Annotated in this window: 11 protein-coding genes; 9 read left to right on the top strand and 2 right to left on the bottom strand. The window is 41.9% G+C overall.

Features of this window, described 5'->3' with window-relative positions; translation table 11 throughout:
* Nucleotides 1–34 precede the first annotated feature (34 nt).
* The gene (locus tag NXH67_RS17280) at nt 35–4,285 is read right to left on the bottom strand and encodes a 2-hydroxyacyl-CoA dehydratase (protein ID WP_272798179.1); all 4,251 of its coding nucleotides are present in this window, start codon (nt 4,283–4,285) and stop codon (nt 35–37) included.
* Nucleotides 4,286–4,454: 169 nt separating this feature from the next.
* Between NXH67_RS17280 and NXH67_RS17275 the strand changes: the two genes are divergently transcribed.
* From NXH67_RS17275 to NXH67_RS17260, 4 genes are read left to right on the top strand one after another with little or no spacing between them, the layout of a single operon-like run.
* A complete protein-coding gene (locus NXH67_RS17275; RefSeq protein ID WP_272798178.1) occupies nt 4,455–6,722 on the top strand; it encodes a transporter substrate-binding domain-containing protein in 2,268 nt (755 codons plus the stop codon).
* Nucleotides 6,723–6,736: 14 nt separating this feature from the next.
* Nucleotides 6,737–7,606 carry a membrane protein gene (locus NXH67_RS17270; protein WP_022778539.1) on the top strand — a complete coding sequence of 290 codons (870 nt, stop codon included), beginning with the start codon at nt 6,737–6,739 and terminating at the stop codon, nt 7,604–7,606.
* A gap of 23 nt (nt 7,607–7,629) precedes the next feature.
* A complete protein-coding gene (locus tag NXH67_RS17265; protein ID WP_022778540.1) occupies nt 7,630–8,394 on the top strand; it encodes an RNA polymerase sigma factor region1.1 domain-containing protein in 765 nt (254 codons plus the stop codon).
* A gap of 3 nt (nt 8,395–8,397) precedes the next feature.
* Nucleotides 8,398–8,814, top strand: a complete 417-nt coding sequence (locus tag NXH67_RS17260; RefSeq protein WP_022778541.1) for a hypothetical protein — start codon at nt 8,398–8,400, stop codon at nt 8,812–8,814.
* Nucleotides 8,815–8,880: 66 nt separating this feature from the next.
* On the opposite strand, the gene rpmB is transcribed toward NXH67_RS17260, so the two are convergent.
* Nucleotides 8,881–9,066 carry a 50S ribosomal protein L28 gene (gene rpmB, locus NXH67_RS17255; RefSeq protein ID WP_022778542.1) on the bottom strand — a complete coding sequence of 62 codons (186 nt, stop codon included), beginning with the start codon at nt 9,064–9,066 and terminating at the stop codon, nt 8,881–8,883.
* A gap of 209 nt (nt 9,067–9,275) precedes the next feature.
* Here rpmB and NXH67_RS17250 point away from each other — a divergent pair, with 209 nt between their 5' ends.
* The 5 genes from NXH67_RS17250 (at nt 9,276) to NXH67_RS17230 (ending at nt 16,481) form a co-directional block, all read left to right on the top strand.
* Nucleotides 9,276–9,638 carry an Asp23/Gls24 family envelope stress response protein gene (locus NXH67_RS17250; protein WP_022778543.1) on the top strand — a complete coding sequence of 121 codons (363 nt, stop codon included), beginning with the start codon at nt 9,276–9,278 and terminating at the stop codon, nt 9,636–9,638.
* A gap of 17 nt (nt 9,639–9,655) precedes the next feature.
* Nucleotides 9,656–11,434, top strand: coding sequence for a DAK2 domain-containing protein (locus NXH67_RS17245; RefSeq protein ID WP_026668694.1), 1,779 nt, complete (start codon nt 9,656–9,658; stop codon nt 11,432–11,434).
* A gap of 77 nt (nt 11,435–11,511) precedes the next feature.
* A complete protein-coding gene (recG, locus tag NXH67_RS17240; RefSeq protein WP_272798177.1) occupies nt 11,512–13,581 on the top strand; it encodes an ATP-dependent DNA helicase RecG in 2,070 nt (689 codons plus the stop codon).
* 74 nt (nt 13,582–13,655) lie between these two features.
* On the top strand, nt 13,656–14,525 hold the full coding sequence (locus tag NXH67_RS17235) for a DegV family protein (RefSeq protein WP_272798176.1): 870 nt from the start codon (nt 13,656–13,658) through the stop codon (nt 14,523–14,525).
* A 36-nt stretch (nt 14,526–14,561) separates the two neighbouring features.
* Entirely contained in the window at nt 14,562–16,481 is a 1,920-nt protein-coding gene (locus tag NXH67_RS17230; RefSeq protein ID WP_272798175.1) for a DNA gyrase/topoisomerase IV subunit B, read from the top strand.
* Nucleotides 16,482–16,537 lie beyond the last annotated feature (56 nt).

Below are 16,537 nucleotides of genomic sequence, written 5' to 3'. Positions count from 1 at the left end.
TAAATAGGACGCAGATTTTTCTGCGTCCTATTTTTTATATGGCTTTTTTAATTGTATCAACTTTCTTCTGAGCAGTAGAAAGCATCAGTTTGATTCGGTTAAGCTGGTTAACTTCGGATGCCCCGGGATCGTAGTCGATTGCTACAATGTTGCAACCGGGATAGAGGTGACGCATCTGCTTGATTACACCCTTACCAACCACATGGTTAGGAAGGCAACCGAAGGGCTGTGTACAAACTATATTTGAAGCACCTTCTTTAATAAGTTCAACCATTTCTCCTGTAAGGAACCATCCCTCGCCGGTCTGATTACCGATAGATACGATGGGTTTTGCATATTCTACGAGCTTGTAGATGCTTGTAGGAGGATCGAAATGTTCACTTTTCTCAAATGCTCTGGAAGCGCCGCTTCTAAGTCTTTCTATTCCCCAAATGGCAGCCTTCATAAGTGTTGCGGTCTTAGCACTGGTTCCGAGTTCTTCTGCCTTGTAGATCTGATTGTAGAAGCAGTAGAGCATGAAATCAATAAGATCAGGAACAACAGCCTCTGCGCCTTCTGCCTCAAGTAGCTCTACAAGGTGGTTATTGGCTGCGGGAGCAAATTTAACAAGAATCTCACCAACTACGCCAACTCTTGGTTTGATCTCATCGGTAATTTCTATCTTATCAAAGTCCTCAATGATCTCTTTGCAGAGTTTCTGGAACTTTAAGAAACTCATATGCTTAGCTGTAACAAACTCTTTTACAGGTCCCATCCACTTCTCATGGCAGGCATCTACTGAGCCCTTAACTTTCTCATAAGGTCTCATACGGTAAACGCATCGCATGAATACATCTCCGAAGATGGCACCATAAGCAGCTCTCATCAGCATCTCAAGGTTAATATGGAAACCGGGGTTAGCTTCAAGCTTGGACAGATTCAGTGATACGACAGGAATCTGTTCCATTCCGGCTTTCTTGAGGGCTCTTCTGATAAAGCCTACATAGTTGGTAGCACGACATCCGCCACCTGTCTGGGACATGATGACAGCAGTGCGGTTAAGGTCATATTTGCCGGACAGAAGCTCATCCATAATCTGACCTACAACCCAAAGTGAAGGATAGCAGGCATCATTATTTACGTACTTAAGTCCCATATCGATAGCATGTCTGTTGTCGTTTTGCATTACAACAAAGTTGTAACCACAGGCAGCAAAGGCAGGCTCCAATATGTCAAAGTGTATAGGTGACATCTGAGGGCAGAGGATGGTGTAGTTCTTTCTCATATCCTCAGTGAAAAGTACTCTGTGATTAGAGCAGTCATTTACATGAATCTTCTTATTCTTTTGTTTTCTTACTCTGATAGCGGCAAGAAGAGAGCGAACTCTGATCCTTGCACTTCCAAGGTTGTTGACCTCATCAATCTTAAGGCAGGTATAAATCTTGTCTGAACCTGAAAGAATATCATTGACCTGATCTGTGGTAACGGCATCAAGTCCGCATCCGAAGGAATTGAGCTGGATAAGATCCAGGTCCTCTCTGGTTCTTACGAAGCTGGCTGCGGCATACAGTCTTGAATGATACATCCACTGATCTGAAACGATAAGAGGTCTCTCAGGAGTTCCAAGGTGAGATACTGAATCCTCTGTAAGTACCGCAACGCCATAGGAGCAGATCATGTCAGGAATACCATGGTTGATCTCCGGATCTACGTGATATGGTCTTCCTGCAAGTACGATACCGTGACGACCATTTTCTTCCATCCATTTCAGTGTCTCTTCACCCTTGTTTCTAATGTCCTGACGGGCTTTTGCCATCTCATCCCAGCCATCCTTGGCGGCTTTGATAACTTCGTCTGCGGGAAGCTCAGCAAATTCTTTTACCAGAGCTTTGGTGGCAGTCTCAAGGCTTGTAAATGCCATAAAGGGGTTACGAAGCTTGGCCTTACCGTCGGTTATGGCTTCAACGTTGTTTTTAATATTCTCACTATAAGAAGTTACAATAGGGCAGTTGTAATGGTTGGTTGCACCTTCTACTTCCTCACGCTCATAGAAAAGACCGGGATAGAAGATGAAATCAACGTTCTGTCTTATAAGCCACTCAACATGTCCGTGTGAGATCTTGGCAGGGTAGCACTCTGATTCACTTGGAATTGACTCGATTCCAAGCTCATATATCTGGTGAGTTGACCTGGGTGAGAGAACAACTCTATAGCCAAGATTGGTAAAGAAGGTAAACCAGAAAGGATAGTTCTCATAGAAATTGAGTACTCTTGGTATACCAACAGTTCCTCTGTGCGCCTTGTCAGCGGTAAGAGGCTCATAACCGAAGATTCTTTTATATTTGTAATCAAAAAGGTTAGGAATATTGTCAGCGTTCTTGACTTTACCTATACCTCTTTCACATCTGTTACCTGAAATATGCTGACGTCCACCGGTGAATTTATTAACAGTGAGACGGCAGTGGTTGGTACATCCCTGACAGGTTGTCATACTGGTGGTGTACTCAAGTGAATTGATCTGATCAATGGTAAGCATTGTGGTCTTATAGTCTGCGGTTTCACCGAATCTGTCTCTTGCGATAAGTGCAGCACCAAATGCGCCCATGATTCCGGCAATGTCAGGACGGATCGCTTCAGCACCGGAAATAATCTCGAATGCACGAAGAACAGCATCATTATAGAATGTACCACCCTGAACAACAATGTGCTCGCCAAGATCCTTGGCATCTGATACCTTGATAACCTTGAAAAGAGCATTTTTGATAACGGAATATGCAAGTCCTGAAGAAATATCGGCAACATCAGCGCCTTCCTTCTGAGCCTGCTTAACTCTTGAATTCATGAAAACGGTACATCTTGTTCCCAGATCTACCGGTGATTTTGCATAAAGGGCTACCTTGGCAAAGTCCTGAACAGAATAATCAAGGGACTTGGCGAAGGTCTCTATAAAGGATCCGCAACCTGAAGAACATGCCTCGTTAAGCTGTACAGAGTCAACAGAACCGTTTTTGATATGAATGCACTTCATATCCTGTCCGCCGATATCAAGGATGCAGTCAACTTCAGGATCGAAGAAAGCAGCAGCGTTATAGTGAGCAATTGTCTCAACTTCTCCGTCATCAAGAACAAGTGCAGACTTAAGGAGAGCCTCACCGTAACCTGTTGAGCAGGCTCTTGCTATCTTCACGCCTTCAGGCATAAGTTTGTAGATCTCCTGAATTGAGGAAATAGCAGTCTTAAGAGGACTTCCGTTATTGCTTGAATAAAATGAATAGAGAAGATCACCGTCTTCACTGATGAGTGCGCACTTAGTTGTAGTAGAACCGGCGTCAATTCCAAGGAAAGCATTGCCCTGGTAGTCATCGAGCTTCTTGGTCCTAACTTTGTACTGAGACTGTCTGTTTTTGAATGCGTTATAGTCATCCTCTGTTTTGAAGAGAGGGTCAAGTCTTGAAACTTCGGCATCCATCACAATCTTATGAGAGAGTTTACCAACCATCTCGTCCATGCTGTAGCTGGTTTCTTCTTTTGCATTAAGAGCTGAACCAATTGCAGCAAAAAGATGTGAATTATCAGTATCGATGGTATGCTCCTCATCAAGGTTCAGCGTTCTGATAAATGCTGCCTTAAGCTGATCCAGGAAGTGAAGAGGACCGCCGAGAAAGGCAATGTGACCTCTGATTGGCTTACCGCAGGCAAGACCTGAAATAGTCTGATTAACTACTGCCTGGAAAATAGAAGCGGCCAGGTCCTCCTTAGTTGCGCCTTCATTAATTAAAGGCTGAATATCGGACTTGGCAAATACGCCGCAACGTGCAGCGATTGTATATAAAGAATTATAATTTTTGGCATACTCATTAAGACCTGATGCATCGGTCTGAAGAAGAGCCGCCATCTGGTCAATAAATGAACCTGTACCACCGGCACAGATTCCGTTCATACGCTGTTCAACGTTGCCACCTTCAAAATAAATAATCTTGGCATCCTCGCCGCCTAGCTCAATAGCAACATCTGTCTTAGGCGCAAGTGCCTTAAGCGATGTGGAAACAGCGATAACCTCCTGAACGAAAGGAACTTCAAGATGCTTTGCAAGTGTAAGTCCGCCGGATCCTGTGATGACAGGATGGAGTATGATGTTACCGGATACCTTGCTGGCCTCCTTAAGAAGCTCTGCGAGTGTCTCCTGAATATTTGCAAAATGTCTTTTGTAATCGGAAAATACTATGTTTCGCTCGCTGTCAAGAAGTGCAATCTTAACTGTAGTAGATCCAATATCAATGCCTAATGTGTAATCCTTAGAAATCATATATAAACCTCATAAAAATATTTAACCCTATATAATAAGTAAAAATAAGGCCAAAATGACAATCTCTATGATTATAATCCAGCGGTCAACAAAAATCAATTAACATAAATTGCACAAAATATAAAATGTGGTATCATGATTTAGTAAGTATCTATGAGGGGAAGTATTTATGTTGGAAAAATTTAGATGTTTTTTAAGTCTGATTTTGGTGGGGGCAATTTTTTCTCTTAGCTTTTCATCCTTTTCGGTGCACGCAGCATCCGATGACGAGATCAAGACTGTCAAAGTCGGATATTATCAGAATGAAGTATTTGAAGACGGTGGCTATGATGGTGCTATAAAAAAAGGATATGCCTACGAGTATTACAGAAAGATATCCGAGTACGCCGGATGGACCTATGAATATGTATACGGAGATTTTGTTGACATCTACAATATGCTTCTTAAGGGGGAAGTTGATGTAGTTGCGGGACTTGCATATACAGAGAAACGTTCAACACTGATCTATTATCCCGAGAAGCCCATGGGCTTTGAGAGCTATGGCCTTGTTAAGCACGAGGGTGATGATTCACTCACATCAGATCCTGCAACGCTTAACGGACGAACCATAGGAGTCCTTGATTCCGCAATAGTAGATATTCTTAATGACTATCTCAAAAAAGAAAGAGTTAATGCGGAGGTTATCACCTTCAGTGATTACGGTAATCTGCTGGAATGCTTCGACAGAAAAGAAATCGATCTTATTGCAGCTGAGATTGACGGAATCTATGACAGGTATCACGCCGAAGTAATGTCTTATTTTGGCGAAAATGATTATTATATGTGCGTCAGCAGGAAAAGACCTGACCTTGTAAGAGCTCTTAATATGGCTCAGGCTCAGCTCTATGTTGATAACCCGGATTATATCAGTAACCTTCGCAGCAAATATTATCCATCAGCATTATCCAGCCGTGCTTTTAATAAAACTGAGTTGAAATGGTTAAAAGAGCATGAAGAGTTAACCATCGGTTATCTGAATGACTTTTTGCCGTATAGTGATACAGATAAAAACGGTAATGTAACGGGAATGGTGGCTGATATATTCCCCTATACATTTAAGCAATTGGGAATAAGCTCACTCACCTATGAATACAAGGGATATGACACCTACGATGAACTTATTGCTGCAATAGGAAGTGGACAGGTTGATGTGGCATTCCCTGTAGGTGGAGGCCTCTATTATTCCGAGGAGGACGGCATACTTATATCAGATCCTGTTTTGTCCACATTGACCGATCTCGTATACAGTGAGAAAAGACCCAGTACAGGAACTATTGATTTTGCGGTAAATGAGAAAAACAAACTTCAATATTATTATATTAAGAATAATTATCCCCATTCCAGCATAAAGCAATATGCCAGTTTGGAAGATTGTCTTGATGCAGTTGAAAAAGGCGATGTTTCATATACAACATTAAACGGACTCAGAACAGGATTGGTTCTAAAAAATAAGTCTTATGATAAGCTTTCTTTCATTCAGCTAAGCTATCAGGACGACAGCTGTTTTGGTGTCAAAATTGGAAATAACGGACTTTTGATGCTGTTAAACAGAGGCATCCATATCGCGGGTTCTGATTATCAGAATATGGCATTTCGTTATTCTCAAAATCTTGATAAACCCACTTTAAAAGATTTTCTTAAAAAGTACTATTGGTTCATCTTCGCGGCTATTCTGATCTTTTTACTTTTCATCATGCATATGCTGATAAAGGATATAAGGATTGGCCGAGAGAGGATTGCTGAAAAAGAAAGAGCAAGAATAGAGATTGAGAAGGCCGATCACGACAAATTCGTCTTTGTAAACAAAATGGCCAATTATATGGGCGAACCGATGCGAGGTCTTAATTCTCTTATACATAAGGCTAAAATAACCGAAGATTCCAATAAAGTATCGAATTACATCGAAGAGATGGAGATATACAGTAGTAAGCTCAGCGAAGTAATAAACAATATCCTTAACATGAGTAGACTTGAGAGCGGACAGTTCAAACTTGAAGATAAGAATCAGACCTTCAAGGGCAAAAGAATACTTGTTGTTGAGGATACAATGCAGAATCAGATGGTGACCGGCAAGATTCTCAAAAAACTGGGATTTGAGATCCAGTGCGCATCTGACGGCGAAGAGGCTTATGATAAATTAAATGCTGCACCTGAAGGCTATTTTGATGCTATAATCATGGACATGGATGTAAGGGACAACGATGATTTTGAGGCTGCAACCAAGATACGAAGCCTTAACAATTATGCCAAGGCTGACATTCCCATTGTTGCTATAACATCAGAAGTTCCGGTAAACGATGAGGGCACTGATAAAAAGCTATTTACAGAATACTATTTTACCAAGCCCTATGACATCGCGGAGATGACAGAAGTCTTCTCTAAAATTTTTAAGAGTTAAAAGAGGATTTTTAAATGAACAATTTTATTAACAAGCTTGAGAGAAAATTCGGAAAGTTTGCTATTCCCAATCTCACCATGTATATCATTGCGCTGTATGCGATTGGTTATATCATGATGATATTCAGACTGAACGGACTTTTTGATTATATCAGCCTGGATCCCTATAAGATTCTCCACGGGCAGGTATGGAGACTTATCTCATGGGTTCTGATACCTCCGTCGGATGGATTTAGCATTCTTATGATCATTACCTTAATATTTTATTATTTCATTGGTAACAACATGGAGAGAACCATGGGAACCTTCCGCTACAATCTGTTTATTTTCAGCGGAATAATTTTCATGATCATAGGCGCATTTCTTTCTTATTTGATTTATCTGCTGAGATATCCTGCGGATGTAGTTCAGATAATGGAGATAACTGCAGGATTCTACAATATGATGTATCTACAGGAGATGGTATTCCTTGCTTTTGCTATTTGCTATCCTGAGATGCAGGTTCTTTTGATGTTCATTATTCCAATCAAAGTAAAATGGCTGGGCATCGCCTATGGTATTATTCTCGGAGTTGAATGTATTCAGGGCCTTATGGATCAGAATTACGCTGTATTCTTCGCAATCGGCTCTCAGCTTCTGAATCTGTTCTTGTTTTATTTACAGACAGGACGTATGTCCAGATTTAAGCCAAAGGACATTAAAAGAAGACACGATTTCAGCAGAAATGTCAGGATGGCTCCCAAAGGTGTCACAAGACATAAATGTGCGGTATGCGGAAAATCAGAAGAAACCAACCCTGAGCTTGAATTCAGGTTCTGTTCCAAGTGTAACGGCAATTATGAATACTGCCAGGATCATCTTTTTACACATCAGCATGTTAAATAAAAATACGGAGAATATTATAGATAATGGGAAATATTGATAATAAAGAGGTGGAGTTTGCCTCTATACTTAAGACTGTAACAAGAACAGCAAGAGAGAACAGGAATTTCATCACCAAAGAGCAGGTGGAGACAGCATTTTCAGAGCTTGAGCTTGATGAGAAGCAGATGGAAATGGTGTTTGACTACCTGAAACAACACAATATCGGCGTTGATGAAAAGGTAGATTTTACAGATGAGAATCTTACAGAGGAAGAGACTAATTATCTGAATGACTATCTGGAGAGCCTGGAAGCTCTTCCTAAACTCACAGAGGGAGAGCTTGAGGCAGTATCTATGTCCGCAATAGCAGGAGATAAGGATGCTCAGTCCAAACTGATAGAGAATTATCTTCCTCTCGTTGTGGATGTTGCCAGAATGTATTCTGAGCAGGGTGTTTTTCTTGAGGATCTTATCGGAGAAGGTAATTTTGCGTTGACCAAAGGCGTTACAATGCTCGATGCCGTGGGAGAACCTTCAGAGGTCGAGAGTTTCCTTTATAAAATGATGCTTGATGCGATGGAAGCGATCATTCAGGACAATCTTGCGGAAGATGCAGGAAGTCAGAAGGTGCTTGAGCTGGTAAATGAAGTAGCCGACAAAGCAAGAGAACTAGCTGAAGACCTCAGAAGAAAAGTAACTGTTCAGGAACTCATGGAGGAGACCGGCTGGGATGAAGACAAAATTCGTACAGCCATCAAGTTCAGCGCAGATAATATCGAAGATCTTGACAGTGGAGAGAAGAAAGACTGATATATGAACAATATTGTTAATGAAGATGATTTTAAATATTACATGCAGGATATCGAACGTCATTATTTTGGCTGTAGATACAATTACAACGAACTTCTGGGGAACGAGATGGTTCCCTTTAAGTTCAAGACCATAATCTCCAAACATATGAAAGATGACGTGGATCTTAATACAACATTAGAGAGTCATCTGTATTATCTGACCGACGATAATTTTGACTACGAGATTTATAAGCAGCTAAAGGGGAGAGTACGAGTATCTGAATACAAGAATCCTCTTGCAAGGGAAAAAGGGTTTAAAGAGAAAGTATATACAATTCCTGAGCTTGTAAGAATATCTAAGGAATCAAAAGAAGATAGGGGAATGATCATTAGAGAGCTGATAATTTCCAAATTGGCACTATTTGCTTTCCCGGTTTAAGAGAATAAAAAAGGCATAAAAAAACTACCTGACTGATATCAGGTAGTTTTCTTAGTTCATTTGAAATTAAGCTCTCTCAACTTTGTTAGATCTAAGGCAGCTTGTGCAAACGTGCATTCTCTGAGTTGATCCGTTAACCTTAACAGCAACGTGCTGAACGTTTGACTTCCAAACTCTGTTAGATCTTCTATGGGAATGGCTTACGTTGTTACCGAAATGAACGCCCTTGCCACAAATATCACATTTAGCCATTTTGACACCTCCTTATAAGCCATGTAATCTGTTTCTTACAGCAAAATTATTGCGAATTTATCCGCAACATTGATATCTTAGCAGAAACAAATAAGGATTGCAAGTAAAATCTGCAAAAATTATAGTTTATTTTTTATAAAACTGCTATTATAATACTATATGTATGCGAAAAAGGCAGTAAAATATCGCACATTTTAAGGAGGACACATATGAAGGCTTCTCTAATGAACACTCACATGGGAAATATTTCCATTGATAATGAAGTAATTGCCCAGTATGCGGGTGCAGTTGCTATGGAGTGCTTTGGAATCGTAGGTATGGCCAATGTCAATGTGAAGGACGGACTTGTCAGCCTGCTTAAGCTGGATTCCATGACAAGAGGAATTAATGTAACTTTGGATGAGAATAAGAAGCTGAAGCTTGACTTCCATGTTATAGTAGCTTATGGTGTTAGCATTTCAGCCGTTTCAACTAATCTTATTGATACGGTTAAATATAAAGTAGAGGAATTTACCGGGCTTGAAATCGAGAAGATCAACATCTACATCGAAGGCGTCCGCGTTATTGATTGATTTGGAGGAAGATTGTTTTGAGTAATAATAGTATCGACGCTAAGATGCTGTCGAAGATGTTTTTGACAGGTGCTAAGAATCTCGAGGCTAAGAAAGAGTGGATCAACGAGCTTAACGTATTCCCCGTTCCCGACGGAGATACCGGAACAAATATGACAATGACTATCATGTCTGCAGCCAAGGAAGTTAGCTCTCTTGGTAACAACGCTGATATGCAGGCTATCTGTAAGGCGATTTCATCCGGCTCACTTCGTGGTGCAAGAGGTAACTCCGGAGTTATCTTATCTCAGCTCCTTCGTGGTTTTACCAAGGTTGTTAAGGAACATGATGAGCTTACTGTATCAGTACTTGCAGAGGCTTTTGAGAAGGCTGTCGAGACTGCTTACAAGGCGGTTATGAAGCCCAAGGAAGGTACAATCCTTACCGTAGCCAAGGGTGCTTCTGAGAAGGCTCATGAGCTCGCTATGGAAGGCTGCGATGATATCGTACGTTTCTGTGAAGAAGTTATTAAATATGCTGACGAAGTTCTTGCCAAGACTCCGGATATGCTTCCTGTTCTTAAACAGGCCGGTGTTGTTGATTCAGGCGGACAGGGACTGGTTCAGGTGCTTAAGGGAGCCCTTGATGGATATCTTGGTAAAGAGATAGATCTTTCTATTAAGGAAGAATCAGTAACTCCCGTTTCCAAGAAACAGGACAAGGCTGCAGCCGAAGAAGATATCAAGTTTGGATATTGTACAGAGTTCATCGTTCTTTTATCCAAGCCTCTTAATGTTAAGCAGGAGATTGACTTCAAGGCTTTCCTTGAGTCTATCGGCGACAGCATTGTTATGGTTGCTGATGACGAGATTTGTAAGGTACACGTTCATTCCAACGATCCCGGACTTGCTATTCAGAGAGCTCTTATGTATGGCCAGCTCTCCAATATGAAGATTGACAATATGAGAATGGAGCATCGCGAGAAGCTGTTCCATGAAAATAATGACGGTTCCTGGGCTGAGATCAAGACAGAGATCAATGGTGCAGCTGAGCTTACACCAACATACCTCCCCGGAGATGATATTCCTCTTGGTGAGAAGGTCGATATGGGCCAGGAAGAGAAGGCTGAACCCGAGATGCCTCACAAGGAAGTTGGTTTCGTAACTGTATGTGCAGGTGGCGGACTTGCTGATATCTTCAGAGGACTTGGCGTAGATTATGTGATCGAGGGTGGTCAGACAATGAATCCTTCAACAGCTGATATTCTTGATGCTGTTGACAAAGTTAACGCCGATACAGTAATCGTTCTGCCCAATAACAAGAATATTATTCTTGCCGCTAATCAGGCTGCAATTATGTCTGAGGACAATGATGATAACAAGAAGATTGTAGTGGTTCCATCCAAGACTGTTCCTCAGGGAATTACCGCTCTTATCAATTATGTACCGGGCGGCAGTGTGGAAGAGAGCGTAGCTGCAATGACAGAATCGCTTTCAACAGTTAATACAGGTGAAGTTACTTATGCAGTCAGAGATACTGTCATTGATGATGTTCAGATCAGACAGGGCGACTACATGGGAATCGGTGATGCCGGAATCCTTGCTGTAGGCGGTGAGATTGCAGATGTAACCTTTGACATGCTTTCCAAGATGGTGAATGATGAGCTTGAACTTATAAGTGTTTATTACGGAGAGGATGTTGATGAGAAGGATGCTGAGAATCTTCGTGCAAGAATCAGCGAGAACTTCCCCGGATGCGATGTTGAGCTTCAGTATGGCGGACAGCCAATTTATTATTACATCGTTTCCGCAGAGTAATTTATATAACAATGATTAGCCGGGATTTATCCCGGCTATTACTTTATCAGAGGATTCTTTTGTTAAGGGGAAAAAGAGTGGGAAACAAAGAATTACAGGAACTTGTAACTAATCTAAAGGGAATAGGCGACAAGACAGGCAAGCTCTTTGAAAAATGCGGTGTTAAGACCATTGGTAATCTTCTTGAATACTATCCAAGAGGCTACGATCATTTCAAAGCCCCTGTCAGGGCCTGCGATCTTAGATCCGGAGAAATCAGTGCTGTAAAGCTTACAATAATAGGCAGAGTAACACTTCGCCGTGTTCGCAATCTATCAATAATCGCATTTGAAGCAGCGGATGCTACAGGCAAGATAAGAATCGCATATTTTAACTCTCCGTATCTTATGAGCTCACTGAAATCTGGAACCACGCATATTTTCAGAGGTTTGGTTCAGAAAAAGGGGAGCTTTCTTGAGATGAATCAGCCCAAGATGTACCAGGATGAAGAATACGCAGCTCTTCTTGGAACCCTTCAGCCAAGATACTCTCTGGTTAAAGGCTTATCAAACAACACAGTCAAAAAAGCAATGAGCGCAGCCTTTGTGAACGCAGGCCATTTTGAGGAATTTGTACCTCAGGACATTCTCGACAGACTTAAGCTTATATCGTATTCGGAAGCAGTTTATGGTATTCATTTTCCAAGTAATGAAGAGGACCTTGAGAATGCAAGAAGACGTCTTGCATATAATGAATTCCTTATGTTCGTTTTACAACTGCGTCTATTAAAAGCTTCACAGGAAGAAATAGAAAGCAGCTATAAAATGATAGAAACCTCCGATACTGTAAGGCTTCTTGAAAAACTGCCTTACAATCTTACAGGAGCACAGCAAAGAGCCTGGGAGGATGTTAAGGCGGATCTTACCGGTAAAAACGTGATGAACAGACTTATTCAGGGTGATGTAGGTTCCGGTAAGACAGTTCTTGCGCTTTTGGCTCTTCTAATGACTGCTTCCAACGGATACCAGGGAGCTCTTATGGCTCCCACGGAAGTTCTTGCTACTCAGCATTATGAGAATTTCACCTCTATGATCAAGAAGTATGGGATTACAGCTCTTAAACCTGTACTTCTGACAGGATCATTATCTGCCAAGGACAAAAAAGAAGCGCAGAGGCAGATACGAGAGGGCGAAGTTAACTGCATCATCGGTACAAATGCGCTTATACAGGCCAAGGTAGAATACAAGAATCTGGCGCTTGTCGTTACAGATGAGCAGCACCGCTTTGGTGTAAGACAAAGGGAATCTCTTGCAGGAAAGGGGCTGAATACCCATGTTCTTGCAATGAGCGCCACTCCAATTCCCAGAACTTTGGCGATTATCCTATATGGTGATCTTCATATTTCAATTATTGATGAGCTTCCTATGGGAAGACTTCCTATCAAGAACTGTGTTGTAGGCACTGACTACAGACCAAAGGCATATAAATTCATCGCTGATCAGGTGGCAGCCGGTCATCAGGCTTATGTCATTTGTCCCATGGTAGAGGAAGGTGAACTTGACGGAGTTGAGAACGTCACCGATTATTCAGAGACACTTAGGCAAAACCTACCTGCATCAGTAAGAGTAGAAATGCTTCACGGCAAGATGAAACCTGATAAAAAAGATCAGATAATGGATGCTTTTGCCAGGAAGGATATCGATGTACTTGTATCCACCACAGTTATTGAGGTAGGTATCAATGTTCCAAACGCTACTGTTATGATGATAGAGAATTCTGAGAGATTCGGTCTTTCGCAGCTCCATCAGCTTCGCGGCCGAGTAGGCAGAGGAGATGCTCAGTCCTATTGTATTTTTCTTAATACCTCCGAGTCGGAAGAAGCCAAAGAACGACTTGGTACCATGAACAAGACCAATGATGGCTTCGTAATAGCAGAAGAGGACCTGAAGCAGCGAGGCCCCGGAGATCTGTTCGGTGTAAGACAAAGCGGAGAATTGAATTTTAGAGTTGGTGATATTTATCATGATAGCGATCTGGTAAAAGAATCAGCAATGGATGCAGATAGGATTCTGAACGAAGATCCGGAACTTTCTTCAATACAATATAGTGTGCTCAAAAGCCTTTTAACCACAAAATCTGCAAATTCGGTTGACTTTGCAACCCTTTAAAAGTAAGATAGTTTTAGTTTAAAGTTAAAATATAGGAGTATTATCAGCATTTGCTGATAAGGGAGAATACTGAAATGTCTAAGATTGCGGTAATCACAGATAGTAACAGCGGAGTAACTCAGGCACAGGCCAAGGAACTTGGTCTTTTTGTGGTTCCTATGCCTTTCATGATCAATGAAGAAGACTATTTTGAAGATATTAACCTTACACAGGAGCAGTTCTACGAGAAGCTTGAAGGTGATGCGAATGTATCTACCAGCCAGCCCTCACCGGACTCACTTATGACTCTGTGGGACAAGGTACTTCAGGACTACGATCAGATTATATATATTCCCATGAGCAGCGGACTGTCAGGTTCCTGCCAGAGCGCTCATATGATCGCAGAAGAGGAATATGAAGGCAAGGTATTCGTTGTAGACAATCAGAGAATATCCGTTACCCAGAGGCAATCAGCTCTGGATGCCAAGGCAATGGTTGATGCCGGCCTTTCTGCTGAAGAAGTTGTAGACAAGCTTATGAAGTGTAAGTTTGAATCAAGTATCTATATTATGTTGGATACACTCTATTACCTTAAAAAAGGCGGTCGTATCACACCTGCAGCTGCTGCACTGGGAACTCTTTTGAGACTTAAACCGGTTCTTCAGATCCAGGGAGAGAAACTTGATGCTTTTGCCAAGGCAAGAACATCTTCCCAGGGCAAGACCATTATGATAAATGCAATCAAAGCCGACATTGAGAACAGATTCGGAGGCTTTGAGGATAAAGATTTTAACATTGCAATAGCATATTCCAAAGACCTTGCGGCTGCAGAGGAATGGAAGAAAGAGGCAGAAGCTGCTTTTCCCGGCGTTGATATCCATATGGATCCGCTTTCATTATCTGTATCCTGTCATATAGGTCCAGGAGCACTGGCGCTTGCTATTTCACGCAAGGTCCATTTTTGATCGATCAGTATTATTTAGTTTTTTGGGGGTTAACCAATGGCAAATGAACAATATAACGCTTCCAGCATCACCGTACTGGAGGGACTTGAGGCTGTACGTAAACGTCCCGGAATGTACATCGGAAGTGTTACTACAAGAGGTCTCAATCATCTTGTATATGAGATTGTAGACAACGCTGTAGATGAGCATCTTGCAGGATTCTGCACCAAAATCCATGTAACTCTTGAGGCCGATGGTTCGGCTACCGTAGAAGATAACGGACGAGGTATCCCGGTGGAGATGCACGCTAAGGGCGTATCAGCAGAGCGTGTGGTTCTCACTGTACTTCATGCCGGTGGAAAATTTGATAACAATGCTTATAAGACTTCAGGAGGTCTCCACGGTGTGGGATCTTCTGTTGTCAATGCGCTTTCAACAAGAATGTCCGTAGTTGTTAAGAAGGACGGATATATATATAAGGACACCTACGCAAGAGGTATTCCTACGACAGAGCTTAAGGATGGGCTTCTCGTACCTGTTGGAACCACAAGAGAGACCGGTACATCCATCAATTTTTTACCTGATGATACTATTTTTGAGAAAACAAGATTCAAAGAGGATGATATCAAGTCAAGGCTTCATGAAACTGCCTATCTGAATCCTTCTCTTACAATCATTTTCCAGGATAAGAGACCGGGAGTTGAGGAATACATCGAATTCCATGAGCCCGACGGAATTACCGGCTTTATCAAGGATATGAACAAATCCAAAGAGACTGTTCACGAAGTAATATCCTTCAGCGGAGAGAGCGAGGGCATTGAGGTCGAAGTAGCATTCCAGTACGTCAACGAATTCCATGAAGAAGTTCTTGGCTTTTGTAACAATATTTATAACGCTGAAGGCGGTACACATCTTACCGGCTTCAAGACCATGTTTACCAATATCATCAACCAGTATGCCCGTGAGCTGAATATCCTTAAGGACAAAGATAATAACTTCACAGGAACTGATGTTAGAAATGGTATGACAGCCGTTATCTCCATCAAGCATCCTGACCCAAGATTTGAAGGACAGACCAAGACCAAATTGGATAATCAGGACGCAGCCAAGATCGTATCCAAGATCACTAACGATGAGGTCACAAGATATTTTGACAGAAATCTTGAGACCCTTAAGTCCATCATAGGCTGCGCTGAGAAGGCTGCCAAGATCAGGAAGACTGAGGAGAAGGCTAAGACCAACATGCTTACCAAGCAGAAGTATTCCTTCGACTCCAATGGTAAGCTGGCCAACTGTATCAGCAAGGACGCTTCTAAATGCGAGATCTTTATCGTAGAGGGAGATTCCGCCGGTGGCAGTGCCAAGATGGCCAGAGATCGTAATTATCAGGCAATTCTTCCTATCAGAGGTAAGATCCTCAACGTTGAGAAGGCAAGTATCGATAAGGTTCTTGCCAATGCCGAGATCAAGACAATGATCAATGCCTTTGGCTGTGGCTTTTCTGAAGGTTACGGTAATGATTTTGATATTAACAAGCTTCGCTATGACAAAATAATAATCATGGCCGATGCGGACGTAGATGGTGAGCATATTTCAACGCTTCTTCTTACGCTTTTTTACAGATTTATGCCGGAGCTTATATACCAGGGGCATGTTTACGTGGCTATGCCACCGCTATATAAGGCCATTCCTTCAAGAGGTAAGGAAGAATATCTCTACGATGATTCAGCCCTTGCCAAGTACAGGAATACGCACAAGGGACCTTTTACTCTTCAGAGATACAAAGGTCTTGGTGAGATGGATCCTGACCAGCTCTGGGAGACAACTCTTGATCCGGAGAGACGACTTCTTAAATCCGTTGAGATTGAAGATGCCAAGATGGCTTCACATATGACTGAGCTCCTCATGGGCGTTGATGTTCCGCCAAGAAGAGATTTTATACATCAGCATGCGACAGATGCTGCACTTGATATTTGATAAACACTGCGAGGTAATAGCGTGGAAGATAGAATTATAAAAACCGAATATTCCGA

It is taken from the genome of Butyrivibrio sp. DSM 10294 (assembly GCF_028539135.1).
Taxonomy (GTDB): Bacteria; Bacillota; Clostridia; order Lachnospirales; family Lachnospiraceae; genus Butyrivibrio.
This window is presented reverse-complemented; position numbering and strand designations above follow the sequence as displayed.

Coding starts and splice junctions, on each gene's coding strand:
- NXH67_RS17280 (WP_272798179.1), bottom strand. CDS start 4,285: ATGATTTCTAAGGATTACACATTAGGCATTGATATTGGATCTACTACA.
- NXH67_RS17275 (WP_272798178.1), top strand. CDS start 4,455: ATGTTGGAAAAATTTAGATGTTTTTTAAGTCTGATTTTGGTGGGGGCA.
- NXH67_RS17270 (WP_022778539.1), top strand. CDS start 6,737: ATGAACAATTTTATTAACAAGCTTGAGAGAAAATTCGGAAAGTTTGCT.
- NXH67_RS17265 (WP_022778540.1), top strand. CDS start 7,630: ATGGGAAATATTGATAATAAAGAGGTGGAGTTTGCCTCTATACTTAAG.
- NXH67_RS17260 (WP_022778541.1), top strand. CDS start 8,398: ATGAACAATATTGTTAATGAAGATGATTTTAAATATTACATGCAGGAT.
- rpmB (WP_022778542.1), bottom strand. CDS start 9,066: ATGGCTAAATGTGATATTTGTGGCAAGGGCGTTCATTTCGGTAACAAC.
- NXH67_RS17250 (WP_022778543.1), top strand. CDS start 9,276: ATGAAGGCTTCTCTAATGAACACTCACATGGGAAATATTTCCATTGAT.
- NXH67_RS17235 (WP_272798176.1), top strand. CDS start 13,656: ATGTCTAAGATTGCGGTAATCACAGATAGTAACAGCGGAGTAACTCAG.
- NXH67_RS17230 (WP_272798175.1), top strand. CDS start 14,562: ATGGCAAATGAACAATATAACGCTTCCAGCATCACCGTACTGGAGGGA.